The sequence below is a fragment of the Streptomyces sp. NBC_00597 genome, from assembly GCF_041431095.1.
Taxonomy (GTDB): Bacteria; Actinomycetota; Actinomycetes; order Streptomycetales; family Streptomycetaceae; genus Streptomyces.
In genome coordinates, this window is record NZ_CP107758.1 from 16,979 (window position 1) to 29,986 (window position 13,008).

The window sequence follows — 13,008 nt, forward strand, 5'->3', positions numbered from 1 at the left end:
CGCGCGCCAACTTCGAACCATGGATATCCCCCCAGAGATCGCACGAATTTTCGGACAATAGCACTCGTCACTGACAGGGGTAGGATTCAAACCCTGTCCGCCTCGCACCAATCCGGTCGACTGGGACATGAGAAGCTCCACCCAGGTGGCCCATCTGCCCAAATATCAACCATTTGCGTCCAGGTGAATCCAGCCAATTCCGATCACCAGAACGATCGGCGTGGCGTGACGACTACACGCCTCGCAGCACACAGCAACCCCGCCCGCGACGTCCACCCAGCATGTCGCCAACCGGCAGAACCTGGTCGCCGAAACAGCAGGAGCCGGGCTACATTGCCCCTTCGAAGGTTCACGTCCGCCACAGCAGGACGTGCACCACGCCCCTGCAAGACCGTCGGGGAGGAAGTGCGGTCGCGCGGGGGAGTAGCGCCGCTTTTAAGCGGCTAGTAATCAGGCAGCTCCTACTGCCATCGGGGGGATCCGCATGAAAACGAAGCCATCAATCGGGGGCGGATTCCTTTCCATACAAATCGAAACACGATTTGCGAAAGGGAATCTAGTGGCAATCAAATCCAAGCACCCTTCGCGAGGGGGCGGAAATCGCCGTCGAACGCTCGGCCTGTCTATCGTCTCGGTCGCAGCCGTGCTCGCTCCCGCGTTCTGCGCCATACCGGGTTCAGCGGCTTCTGCGACCGAACGGCCTGCGGCCCCACAGAAGGAAGAAGCGCGCGCGGTCGCCTCGGCCGCGGCCAGTGGTCAGCGAGTAGAGGTCCTCTCCCAGCGCAGCGAAAGGGCTCAGACCTTTGCCAATCCGGACGGCTCCTTCACCCGCGACAGCTTCGCGGTGGCCCAGTTCGTCCGGCAGGACGGCAAGCTGCTCCGGTTCGACACCCGACTGAAAACGAACAGCGACGGCTCCCTGTCACCTCGGGTCGCCGCCGTCAAAGTAGCCTTCTCCGGCGGTGGCACCGGACCCCTGGTGTCGGTGGAGCGCGACGGCCGCAGCATGTCCTGGAGCTGGCCGAAACCGCTCCCGAAGCCGACCGTCGAGGGCGACAGCATCACCTATGCGAACGTCCTTCCGGACGTTGACCTGAAGCTACGTGCGGGCACGGCCGGGTTCAGCCAGCTGCTCATCGTCCGCACGGCCAAAGCCGCGGCCCTCCCCGATCTCGCCACCGTCAAGTTCCCGTTAACCACGAGGGGGCTGAACGTCCGTACCGACGACGGTGGCAACATGCGAGCCACCGACCCCGCCGGTCACGAGGTGTTCACCGCCCCCACCCCGCTGATGTGGGACAGCACGCCACAGCCGTCGGCCGCCGCGCTCGGCGCGAAGTCGGCCCCCGCTCTGGCGCCGCCACACAACGAGTTCGAGGCTCCGCCGGGCGCCCGTGATTCCTCGATGGCGGTGAAGGTCGGTGGCGGCGAACTCGCACTGACTCCGAACCCCGAGGTGCTGAAGGGGGCGGGGACGACATACCCCGTCTACATCGATCCTGCGGTATCCGGAGCCCGCGAGGCCTGGGCCATGGTCACCAACGAGTACCCGAACGGGTCCTTCTATAACGGCAACGGCTGGCAGGAGGGCGACGGCGACAGTGTCACCGACTACGCCCGGGTCGGCTCGCCGGGTGACACGCTGTCGCGAGCGTTCTTCCAGATGGACACCAACAATCTCTGGGACACCAACAAGACCATCACCAACTCGGTCTTCCGCATCCAGAACAGCTACTCCTACTCCTGCCAGGCTCGATCGGTCGACGTCTGGCGTACCGGCGGCATCAGTTCCTCCACCACCTGGGACAGGCAGCCCAACTGGGAGATGTACCTGTCCAGCGTCAACGAGTCGAAGGGCTGGAGCTCCTCCTGCCCAGGAGGCAACCTCGCATTCGACGTCACGGCCGGTGCCCGGGACTCCATCACATACCGGTGGAACGCGCTCACCCTCGGCCTCCGCGCCGGCAACGAGAGCGATGCCTACGCCTACAAGCGCTTCGATGCCCGCACGGCCGTGATGTCCACGACCTACAACACCGCGCCGAACACACCCGCCTCACTGGACACCGTTCCGAGCACCGGGTGCAAGACCACGGCCCCATTCGGCCTGGTCGGGGACACCGACATCTACTTGACCGCGCAGGTCTCCGATGACGACGGCGGCACCGTGAACGCGCAGTTCCGCCTGTGGGGCGACAACGACACCGGCGCCGGCGGGATGCTCGTCGACCAAACGGTGGCCGCAACGTCGGGCACCGTCGCCACCCTCAAGGTTCCCAAGGCCACGTTGGAGGCCAAGGAGGCTGTAGCCAAGGGCGTATTCCGCTGGTCGGTCCAAGCGAGCGACGGAATCACGACCTCTGCCTGGGCACCCTCGGGCGCCCTCTGCGGATTCCTGTTCGACTCCGACCGGCCCTCGAACCCGCCGACTGTGAGCTCTGCACAGTTTCCCAATGGTTCCAGCGGATGGCCGCTGAACACCGCCCAGATCCGCACCGCGGGCACCTTCACCTTCGCCGCCAACGGCATTGGGGATGTGACCCGGTACGAGTACTGGACCGACAGTGACACCACCCATCGGTTCGTCTCTCCCGCCAGCCCTGGCGGTAGCGCCACCGCGAAGGTCACCCCCACGGTGGTCGGCGCCAACCGCCTCTACGTTGCCAGCAGGGACAAGGCCGACAACATCTCCGATCAGCAGGTCTATCTCTTCTACGCCAACGGCCTGACCGTGCCCGACAAGCCGCGGGACATCAACGGCAGTGGTGGCGCCGACCTGTGGGCGATCAGCGGCTCAGGCCAGCTGACCCGCCACTTCGGGGCATCAGACGGCAGCCTCACCAAGGCCGCCGAGCCTGCAGCCGCAGGTGACTGGACCGGTGCACAGATCACCCACTACGACGACTGGACGGGCGACTCTTTCGTCGACCTCATCGCTCTCCAGAAGGATGCCGCTTCCGGCACCCAGCGTTTGTGGCTCTACGAGAACGACGGAACCGGCGGCGTCTGCGCCACCAGCTGCCCCGCACACCCCCGCACCGAACTCTCCGTCTACAACGAGGCCAACAACCACTGGAAGAACGGGGTCAAGCAGATCCTCGCCATCGGTGACATCGATGGCCCGCTCGACACCGACGGCAACGGCACTCCCGACGTCCCCGGCTACCCCGACCTGGTCGTGAACGACGGCACCAACCTGTGGCTCTACTACGGTGCTCCCGGCAACCGGCTCGACTCCACCCGCGACCCCCTGCTGCTCGCCGGGCCAAACGACCCGATCGCGGCCGGTTCCACCTCCCTCAACGACGTCACGCTCATGGCCGTCGGGGACTTCGATAGCAACGGTCGCAACGACCTCGGTGTCCGCTTCGAATCCGCCAGCATCGGCAAGCTCTTCGTCTACTGGGGAGGCGACAAGACCGGCGCGGGCATGGCCGACCCGGCCCACCGCGGCCAGTACGCCGCGCACCTCAACTGGAGCATCGATGCAGCTCCGCTGATCACCGCAGCTCCCGCGGCCAGCAGCCTGGGCAAGATCGGATACTGGGTCACCACTCCCAGCTCCGGAAATCTCCGCTTCCTGACCAACTTCACCCAGCCCACCAGCGCCTTCACAGTCGCCGCTACGGACTTCGCCGGCTACCAGCGCCTCAGCTGACAACCCGCGTCCGGGTCCGGGGCCTGCCTCATATCGCAGGCCCCGGACCCCGCCCGTCCCACTCTGGCACCACAGGAAGTCCCTGTCACATGTCCAAGATCATCGGATACGCATCCGGAGTGTTCGACCTCTTCCACGTCGGCCACCTCAACCTCCTCAAACACGCCCGCGCTCACTGCGACCACCTCGTTGCCGGGGTCCTCACTGACGCGGCCGCAGGCCACAAAGGCCACGCCCCTGTTGTCCCTCTCCCCGAGCGCCTCGAAATCGTCCGTGCCATCGCATACGTGGACGAGGCCGTAGTCGACACCACGCTGGAGAAGATGGAGGCCTGGCGACAGATCGGCTTCCACCGCCTCTTCAAGGGCGACGACTGGAAAGGGACGCCCCGGGGCAAGCAATGGGAGCGGGACTTCGCGAGCGTCGGAGTCGACGTCGTCTACCTCCCCTACACTGCACACGTTTCGAGCACCAACCTGCGGCGCATCGTCGATGTACTCGCCAGCTCCCGGCAATGACCTCTCTCACGCACGTCAGCCCCCGTCCGGGCCCTTCCGGGTCCATACGGGGCTGTCAGGTCTGCCGCTGCTTCAGGAGGATGCGGAACTCTTCGAAGTCGAGGACCCCGTCACTGCCCCTCCCCTCGTAGCGTGGGGTCCGTGATTGCAGGGGAAGTTGGGGTTTATGTGTTCCAAGCAACGGATGTACACGCCTGAGTTTCGTGAGGGTGCTGTACGCATCGTAATCGAGACGGGCAGGCCGATCCCGGAGGTCGCCGAGGAGCTCGGCGTCCACTCCGGCACGCTGCACAGCTGGGTGTCGCGATGGCGGCGCAACGGGTCGGCGTCGTCCGACCGGCCGGCCGAGCCCGCGCCGGGCGGCCGGATGCGCGAAGCCGAGCGCGCCGAGCTGGAGCGGCTACGGCGGGAGATGTCGGAGAAGAACAAGCGGATACGCGAGCTGGAGATGGAGCGTGATGTCCTCAAGCGATGCATGGTCCTCTGGGTGAAGTGACCGGGACGGACCCGGCCGCCCTGGCCGCGTTCATCGGTAACCAGAGGACCGAGCACCGCGTCCCGCACCGTCTGGCCTGCCAGATCCTGGAGGTGTCGGAGTTCTGGTTCTACAAGTGGCGCGACAAGTCCACCACTGCGCGTGAAGTCCGGCGGGGACAGCTGGCCGACGCGATCACGGGGATCTTCGGGGGCTCCGGCGGCACCTATGGCTCCCCGAAGGTCTGGGTCCTTCTGGTCCGCGCGGGCTGGCGGGTCTCGGTGAACACCGTGGCCCGCCTCATGGCCGAACTCGGCCTGGCCGGACGGAAGGTTCGCCACCGGCGGGGGCTGACCCGGCCCGGCAACCGGCCGGCGGCCCCGGACTTCGTGCGCCGTGACTTCACCGCGGACGCTCCGGACCAGGTGTGGTGCGGCGACATGACCGAGATCACCACCGGTGAGGGCAAGCTCTACCTGGCCACCGTCATCGACCTGTTCTCACGTCGATTGCTCGGCTATGCGAAGGGCGCCCGTCACGACGCCGATCTCGGCGTCGCCTCCCTGAACATGGCCACGGCCACCCGCGGCGGTGACGTCAGGGGCGTGATCTTTCACAGCGACCGCGGCCGCGAATACGTCTCCCGGCACTTTCGCAGGACCTGTCGCCGCCTGGGCGTGACCCAGTCCATGGGCCGCGTCGGGTCGTGTTTCGACAACGCCGTCAGCGAGGCGTTCAACAGCGTCCTCAAGGTCGAGTACGTCCACCGGCACACCTTCACCACCCGCACCGAGGCCCGGCTGAGGATCGCGACCTGGATCACCGGCTTCTACAACACCCGACGGCTACACAGCGTATGCGGGTACCACAGCCCGATCGACTACGAACGAGACCACCAGGCCGACCCCACCGTGAAACTGGCCGCTTGAAAGATCTCCACAGCCGAGGGGGTCCGTAAAGTTGACGGTGGTTTTGGGGTTGTTGGGGGTTCAGCGGCGGGCGGCTGAGAGCCGGCCGTCGAAGGTGATGTCGAAGGCGTTCAGAGCGGCCTTCCAGCGCTGGGTCCAGCGTTTGCGTCCCTGGCCGGTGGGGTCGAGGCTCATGATGGCCATGTAGACGCACTTGATGGCGGCCTGCTCGTTCGGGAAGTGCCCGCGGGCCCGGACGGCCTTGCGGATCCGTGCGTTCACAGACTCAATGGCGTTCGTCGTGCAGACGATCCGCCGTATCTCGGTGTCGAACTGGAGGAACGGCACGAACTCGGCCCACGTGTTCTCCCACAACCTTACGATCGCGGGATATTTCTGGCCCCATTCCTCCTGAAATTCCAGGAACCGTTCCATGGCGGCGTCCTCGGTCGGGGCGGTGTAGACGGGTTTGAGCGCCTTGGAGATCTTGTCCCAGTCCTGCCGGGCCGCGTAACGGAACGAGGCCCGCAGCAGGTGAACGACACACGTCTGCGTGATCGCCTGTGGCCAGACCGCCGCGATCGCGTCGGGCAGCCCCTTCAAGCCGTCGCAGACGACCATGCAGACGTCTTCCGTGCCGCGGTTCTTGATCTCGGTGAGGACCTGGAGCCAGTACTTGGCGCCCTCGCCTCCGTCGCCGGCCCACAGTCCCAGGATCTCGCGAGTGCCCTCGACGGTGACCGCCAGGACCACGTAGAGCGGCCTGTTCGCGACCTTCCCGTCCCGCAGTTTCACGTGGACACAGTCGATGAACAAAACCGGGTAGACCGAGTCCAGGGGCCGGTTCTGCCATTCGTTCATGCCGTCGACCACCTTGTCCGTGATCGTGGAGATGGTCGTCTTGGAGACCTCTGCGCCGTAGACCTCCGCGAGGTGGGCGGAGATCTCGCCGTGGGTCAGGCCGCGGGCCGACAGCGAGAGCACCATCTCGTCGACGCCGGTCAGCCGGCGCTGGCGCTGGCGCTTCTTGACGATCTGCGGCTCGAACGAGCCCTCCCGATCCCGTGGGACGTCGAGCACGACCGGGCCGACCTCGGTCACCACGGTCTTCGAGCGGGTCCCGTTGCGGGTGTTGCCCGAGCCGGCCTTCTCATGCTTCTCATGCCCGAGGTGGTCGGTGATCTCGCCTTCCAGGGCCGATTCGAGGATCCGCTTCGTCAACTGCTGCAGCAGACCACCCTGGCCCGTCAGCTTGATCCCGTCGGCCTTGGCCCGGTCCACCAGCTGACTGATCAGCTGATCGTCCAGAACGTCCGGCACCAACCCGGACGGCTGCACCTCCGCCACGGCCTCCGGCGACACGGTCACTTCTGTCATCAGGCGTCACTTCCTATTCGAAGATCCACCGTTGACCGTACAGACCCCCGGGGTGAGTTGACGGAGTTCGTTGCTGATGTGTTCGCTTCGTTTCCGCGGCGGGACCAGCGCAGGTGGGGCGGGTGTTATCTGCGGGGTCTGATGCTGGACGGGCGGCGTAAGTCGATCCAGCCGATGGCCAGGCGGTTGCCGGACGGGAACATGCAGGCCCTGCAGCAGTTCGTGAATCAGTCGCCGTGGGATCCGTTGCCGGTGCGGCGGCGGATCGCCGAGCGGCTGTCAGAGGCAATCCGGCCTGAGGTGTGGGTGGTCGACGACGTGTCCTTCCCAAGGTGCGGGACGGCATCGGTGGGGGTGGCCCGGCAGTACTGCGGCGCGTTGGGCAAGACGGCCAACTGCCAGGTCGCGGTCAGCGTCCACGCGGCAACCGACCTCGCGTCCTGCCCGTTGGAGTGGGAGTTGTTCCTGCCCGAGGACTGGGCGGCGGACGAGGGGCGGCGGAGGAGGGCCGGGGTGCCCGACGAGGCCGGGTATGTCTCCAAGACCCGTCTGGCTCTGGACCTGCTCGACCGCCTCGCCACCTGGTTGCCGCGGGTGCCGGTGATCGTGGCCGATGCCGGCTACGGCCGCAGCGTCTCGTTCCGGCTCGCGCTGGAGGAACGCGGCTGGTCCTACGTGATGGCGGTCGATCCCAAAGAGGTCGCACGGCCTGCCGCCGCCGAGCCGTTCCAGCCCACTTACGGCGGGCTGGGGCCACCCACGCTGCCCCGCTACCGCGAGGCGGCCCGGTCCTTGCCGAGTTTCATCGATGCAGGAACCTGTTTCCGGGAAGTCACCTGGCGCCAGGGAACCAAGGGCACCATGACCTCGCGTTTCGCCGTCCTGGAAGTACGGCCGTCAGGCAAGGAAGCCTGCCGCACCGCCCAGGAACAGGCCGGCGGACGCAACCAGTGGAACGGCGTCCTACCGCTGCGGACCCTGCTGGTCGAACAGCCCGCAGAAGCGGACGAGCCGACCGGCTACTGGATGACCAACCTGCCCGCCACCACCCCGATCGCGGACTGGGTGCGGTGGGCCAAGATGTGCTGGCGCATCGAACACGATTACCGCGAACTCAAGCACGGACTGGGCCTGGACCACTTCGAAGGCCGCACCTGGCGCGGCTGGCACCACCACGTCACCCTTGTCACCGCCGCACAGGCCTTCCTCACCCTCCGGCGGCTCGACCCAAAAGCACACACGCCGGCCTGATCCTCTACCAGGTCCTGGACGTACTCCAGGACCTGCTGAGGTGCTGGACCGGCACCTGCACCACCTGCGGCCGCCCCCTGCCCCGCAACAGAACCCACCCCGGAGCCGTTCCACCTCCCCCAGCCTCATAACCGGAAGATGCCCACCACCAAGCGAGATCACCCGACGTAACGAAGCACTACTAGGGCATGTCTCCCCGATCATGAGCGAAGCCAGATGACGAGGGTGGCTGCAGTGAGTGTCCCGAGGTAGACGTAGCCGCGTTTGTCGTAGCGCGTCGCGACGGCACGGAAGCTCTTCAATCTGTTGATCGCCCGCTCGACGGTGTTGCATTTTTTGTACTGCTCTTTGTCAAACCCCGGGGGGGCGTCCACCGTGTGCACCACGGCGCAGGCGGGCAGCCTTGTGATCCTTCTTCTCCGGGATCACGTGAGGGATGCCGCGTCGGCGTAGGTAGGCACGGATCTGACGGTTGCTGTATCCCTTGTCGGCGCTGACGCTGTCGGGCCGGTTGCGGGGGCGGCCCGGTCCGCTCCGCGGTACTCGGATCTTGTCCAAGACCGGTTCGAACTGAGTGCAGTCTGCCCGCTGCCCTGGCGTGACGACCAGAGACAGGGGGCGGCACCGGCCGTCGGCGCTTAGGTGGATCTTGGTGGTGAAGCCGCCACGTGAGCGGCCGAGTCCTTCGCCTTCTGCGCCGCCTCCACCGGGCGGGCCGGCAAGCCCGCCTCCCCGTGCGGGATCGTTCCCACGTGCTGTCTCCGGAACTCGTTGTGAGGATCCGACCGGCGCCGGTGGCATCGTGCGGGCACCGGCCGCGTGCTAATAAGCCCGTGCCACCGTGGAGTCGACTGAGATGTTCCAGTCGATCTCGCCATCAGCATCAGCGGCCGTCTGGACCTGCTGCAAAAGCCGTTCCCACGTGCCGTCGGCGGACCACAGCCGGTGCCGCCTGTGAACGGTCTGCCATGGGCCGAACCGGGTGGGCAGATCACGCCATTGCACCCCGGTTCGGACCCGGTGCAGGTTCCCGTTGATCACCTGCCGGTGGTCACGCCACCGGCCGCAACGCCCGTTGCTCACTGGCAGGAACGGTTCAATTCGTTGCCATGCCTCGTCCGTCAGGTCGCCTCGGTCCCTCATGGCCGGAACAACGGGTCACGTGATCGGGGAGGCTCTGCCGGGCTGTTCGTACGGGGCCGGAGGTGTCAGCCGGTCACGTCTTCCTCGGGCTCGGTGGCTTGGACGGGGATGCCGATCTGGTAGGGCAGCGGCTGCCCGTTCTCGTCGAGTTCGGCGTACACCACCTCCTCGCCGACCGCGCGGGCCTGCGGGTACTGGCCGGTGTGGTAGTAGACGGTGCGGAACGGGAGTTTGGCGTCGTTGCTGATCATGTCGCCGTTGCCGCGGATGGGGAGCAGTTCGTGGCGTTCCATCCACAGGGCCCCGGAGCATTTCGGTGGCGTGACGAGGGAGCGGGTGACGGTCTTGCTCTCCATGGTGGTGATGCCGTAGCGGCGCTCGTAGCCCAGTTCCACCGAGGCGCTGACCGTGGTGCTGGCGGACACGGAGCCCCCGATGCCGAAGGGCTTGGCGCTCGCCTCGACGCCCACCGTGGCGCTGACCGAGATACCGGTCCTGACGCTGAAGGTCTCGCCCTGCTCGCGGCTGACGCCGGTGGTGATGGCCTCGCTGTCGGGCTGCGGTTCGCTGCCCTGCTGGTTGTTGCGGAAGAGGATGAGCTCGTAGTGGCGCTTGCGCTGGACCTTGTAGAAGGGGGAGTTGTCGACCTTCCACTTCTCGTCGCGGCCGTCGTCGCCGACCATGAAGTAGGGCACGGTGACGGTGCGGTCGGTGACGATGGTGGTCTGGGAGGGCGGTTCGTCGTGTGAATGCAGCTGCGGGACCGCCGGGTCCGGGCCCTTCTCGATGATCGCGGGCAGGTCCAGCACCCAGGTGGTCTCGGTCGGCGAGGGCCGCTCACGCGAGGGGACGGCGGTGAACACGCCGGCGGGCACGAACAGGTGCTCCTCGGTGTCGGCGTCGGGGTAGAGCGGTGCCTCGATGGCCCAGGCGGAGAAGTTGCCGTAGATCTGGCCGGCGAACCCCGGGCGCCAGACGGGATGCCTGGCGACCTCCGCGCGGCGGACGTAGTCGCGCCCCTTGTGGGTCTTCTTCACACACATCACCTCCTCCACGGGCGGAACGTGGTCACCCGACGTACAGAGGTCGCCCAGGGCCACGTAGCCCGCCGGAGGGGTGGGGCGCCAGAACGAAAGGCGGTGCCCCATGAATTCCGCGGTCATGATGCGCGTGTAACCCGTCGGATGGGCCAGCAGGTCACTGCCGGGGACACTTCGCAGGACCATGGCACCGCACCGGCCCCGGGGGTCGATCTGCCGGGGCGAGAAGTAGCAGCCCAGCGGCCACCACCCGTCCATCTTGGGCGCCCAGAACATGGCGTCGCCAAGGGCGGGGAGGTCTTCCGCGAGGAATCGGTAGTCGGTCGTGAAACCGATCTCCAGGTCGCCATAACGTTGGGTGATCACCAGGACCCTCAACTTTCACGCGTAGGCCGAAAACACGGCGGAACACACGTCGCGTTGCTTCCGACTCGTGGTCCACCCCGCATTCCCGGCGTCTCCAGGACGTCTGTGACTACCGCCCGCATGGGACAAATAACCCCTCACAGTGAAATCCGGACAGGTTCTGCCCAAAACGCGTGTATACATCACCGTTTGAAGAAGTCCGCGCTATGGCACCCGCTACGACCAAAGCGGCCACGCCTACCTCGGCCGCAGCCATCCTCACCATCTGGCTTCGCTCATGATCGGGGAGACAGGCCCTAGTGTCCTGCGCCGGAGATCCGTCGTTAGTTTATGTATGACTGCTTCTGCGGATGTGCCGGTGCCTCGGCGTGGTCCGAAGTTGGAACCGTTGTTGTTGTCTTCCGATGAGCGTGTGGTGTTGGAGCGTTGGGTCCGCAGGGCGTCATCTGCGCAGGCGGTGGCCTTGCGGGCCCGCATCGTGTTGGCGTGTGCCGGTGCTGATGTGCCGCCGATTGTCGTGGTGGCACGGGAGTTGCATATCGCGGCCGACACGGTCCGCAAGTGGCGTCGCCGGTTCCTGGCGGCCCGGCTGGACGGGCTGGTCGACGAGCCCCGGCCTGGCCGGCCACCCACCATCAGCGTTGATCAGGTGGAGGCGGTAGTGGTCGGCACGCTGGAGGAGATCCCGAAGAACGCCACTCACTGGTCGCGTTCATCGATGGCCGCCCGCAGTGGCCTGTCGAAGTCGACAGTGGGCCGGATCTGGCGGAAGTTCCAGCTCAAGCCCCATTTGAGCGACACGTTCAAGCTGTCGACGGACCCGCTGTTCGTGGAGAAGCTCTACGACGTGGTGGGGCTGTATTTCAACCCGCCCGAAGGAGCGGTGGTGCTGTCGGTGGACGAGAAGTCCCAGATCCAGGCTCTTGACCGCTCTCAGCCAGTGCTGCCGATGATGCCCGGCATGCCCGAGCGCCGCACTCACGACTATGTTCGCAACGGGCTGACCACCTTGTTCGCGGCCTTCGACGTCGCGACCGGTGAAGTCATCACCTCACTGCACCGTCGCCACCGGGCCGCGGAGTTCAAGAAGTTCCTCATCAAGATCGACAAAGAGGTCCCCGAACACCTTCAGGTCCACCTGATCTGCGACAACTACGGCACCCACAAAACCCCGGCCATCAAGACGTGGCTGGCCAAACACCCACGGTTCCACCTGCACTTCACACCCACCGGCTCCTCCTGGATCAACCAGGTTGAGCGATGGTTCGGCTTCCTCGCGGACCAGAAGATCCGCCGTGGCGCCCACAAGAGTGTGCGCTCCCTGGAAGCCGACATCCGAGCCTGGGTCAAGCAGTGGAACGAAAACCCGACCCCGTTCACCTGGACCAAGACAGCCGAAGAGATCCTCGACTCACTCGCCCGCTTCTGCCAACGGATCTCCGGCGCAGGACACTAGGACCTGTCCTGGCGATCATGTTCGGAGCCAGATGACCAGGGCGCCTGCGGTGGCGGTGTCGAGGAAGACGTAGCCGCGCTTGTCGCCACACAGTCCGCCACGGCTTGCGCCGCCTGAGCGATGAACGGCGCCGGTAGTTCATCCGACGTCCACGGTGACCAGTTGTCCCATTTCTGCCCGGCGATTTCTTCCACCCGGTCGGCAGCCTGGGACGGCCTCACCCCGGGAAGTTGCAGTGCCGCCGTCGTCCAGCCGATCAGCTCGTTCACCTTGACGTACTCGTACCACTCGGCGTCGTCCCAGCCGAGTCTGTCGGCGTGCCGGGCCCAAGCCCACCGCAGGGCCTCAGCAGTGGCATCGGCAGCCCGCTGCCGGGGAGTTCCCGTCGTCGTTCGGGCGGCGTGCTCGGCGTATCCGACCAGGTGCAGTGTCTCCCAGAAAGGGAACCTGGCGAAGAAGTCGAGGTTCTCGGCGATGGTGTGACGGAAGGCCCTGCCCCGGCCGTGGCTTTTAGAGGCATCCAGCCACACCCCCAGTGAGGACGGCCATCCCCAGTTGTTCGGGGGATAGTGGGCAGCAGGGCGGATCACGGCGTCGAACCAGCCTTGGACGTACGTGTCAGAGGCGGCGACGATCGCGTGTACGTCGGCGTCAGTCGCCGGTTTCTCCAGGTCTATGTCGCCCCACAGCACCACAAGCGAGCGTTCCACGGCGGTCCGCACAGCACGGTGAAGATCGTCCTGCCGGGAAGACTGCGCCCACGGCAGAAGGGCGGGATAGCAGACAGCGAAAGGATCTTGGTAGTCGGACACGGGT

9 protein-coding genes and 1 pseudogene are annotated in these 13,008 nt (G+C 66.1%); 6 read left to right on the forward strand and 4 right to left on the reverse strand.

The genetic code is table 11. The annotated features are described in order from the left end of the window. The first annotated feature begins 484 nt into the window (after nt 1-484). From OG974_RS30060 to OG974_RS30075, 4 genes are all read left to right on the forward strand, one after another. Nucleotides 485-3,658 (forward strand): VCBS repeat-containing protein, encoded by a 3,174-nt coding sequence (locus OG974_RS30060; RefSeq protein WP_371646985.1) that lies wholly within the window; start codon nt 485-487, stop codon nt 3,656-3,658. An 89-nt stretch (nt 3,659-3,747) separates the two neighbouring features. After that, a complete protein-coding gene (locus tag OG974_RS30065) occupies nt 3,748-4,176 on the forward strand; it encodes an adenylyltransferase/cytidyltransferase family protein (protein ID WP_331730358.1) in 429 nt (142 codons plus the stop codon). A 166-nt stretch (nt 4,177-4,342) separates the two neighbouring features. Then, nucleotides 4,343-4,672, forward strand: coding sequence for a transposase (locus tag OG974_RS30070; RefSeq protein WP_331734931.1), 330 nt, complete (start codon nt 4,343-4,345; stop codon nt 4,670-4,672). Then, complete coding sequence (locus tag OG974_RS30075) at nt 4,669-5,580, forward strand: IS3 family transposase (RefSeq protein WP_331730353.1); 912 nt, start codon at nt 4,669-4,671, stop codon at nt 5,578-5,580. The genes OG974_RS30070 and OG974_RS30075 overlap by 4 nt, the downstream gene beginning before the upstream one ends. Before the next feature lie 60 nt (nt 5,581-5,640). On the opposite strand, the gene OG974_RS30080 is transcribed toward OG974_RS30075, so the two are convergent. After that, entirely contained in the window at nt 5,641-6,927 is a 1,287-nt protein-coding gene (locus OG974_RS30080; RefSeq protein ID WP_371647353.1) for an IS256 family transposase, read from the reverse strand. A gap of 24 nt (nt 6,928-6,951) precedes the next feature. On the opposite strand from OG974_RS30080, the gene OG974_RS30085 reads away from it, so the two are divergent. Further along, nucleotides 6,952-8,187, forward strand: coding sequence for an IS701 family transposase (locus OG974_RS30085; RefSeq protein WP_371647355.1), 1,236 nt, complete (start codon nt 6,952-6,954; stop codon nt 8,185-8,187). Nucleotides 8,188-8,387: 200 nt separating this feature from the next. On the opposite strand, the pseudogene OG974_RS30090 reads toward OG974_RS30085, so the two are convergent. Then, a pseudogene (locus OG974_RS30090) lies at nt 8,388-9,330 on the reverse strand (IS5 family transposase). Between the two features lie 65 nt (nt 9,331-9,395). Further along, nucleotides 9,396-10,736 carry a Vps62-related protein gene (locus OG974_RS30095; RefSeq protein ID WP_331734937.1) on the reverse strand — a complete coding sequence of 447 codons (1,341 nt, stop codon included), beginning with the start codon at nt 10,734-10,736 and terminating at the stop codon, nt 9,396-9,398. Between the two features lie 334 nt (nt 10,737-11,070). On the opposite strand from OG974_RS30095, the gene OG974_RS30100 reads away from it, so the two are divergent. Further along, nucleotides 11,071-12,192 (forward strand): IS630 family transposase, encoded by a 1,122-nt coding sequence (locus tag OG974_RS30100; RefSeq protein ID WP_327280728.1) that lies wholly within the window; start codon nt 11,071-11,073, stop codon nt 12,190-12,192. Here the strand turns inward: OG974_RS30100 and OG974_RS30105 are convergent. Further along, nucleotides 12,189-13,004 (reverse strand): hypothetical protein, encoded by an 816-nt coding sequence (locus OG974_RS30105; RefSeq protein ID WP_327280913.1) that lies wholly within the window; start codon nt 13,002-13,004, stop codon nt 12,189-12,191. The genes OG974_RS30100 and OG974_RS30105 overlap by 4 nt on opposite strands. Between the last annotated feature and the right edge of the window lie 4 nt (nt 13,005-13,008).

Bases quoted from the DNA above. Each gene is read 5' to 3' on its own strand.
- OG974_RS30070 (WP_331734931.1), top strand. From the start codon at position 4,343: ATGTGTTCCAAGCAACGGATGTACACGCCTGAGTTTCGTGAGGGTGCT.
- OG974_RS30100 (WP_327280728.1), top strand. From the start codon at position 11,071: ATGACTGCTTCTGCGGATGTGCCGGTGCCTCGGCGTGGTCCGAAGTTG.
- OG974_RS30060 (WP_371646985.1), top strand. From the start codon at position 485: ATGAAAACGAAGCCATCAATCGGGGGCGGATTCCTTTCCATACAAATC.
- OG974_RS30065 (WP_331730358.1), top strand. From the start codon at position 3,748: ATGTCCAAGATCATCGGATACGCATCCGGAGTGTTCGACCTCTTCCAC.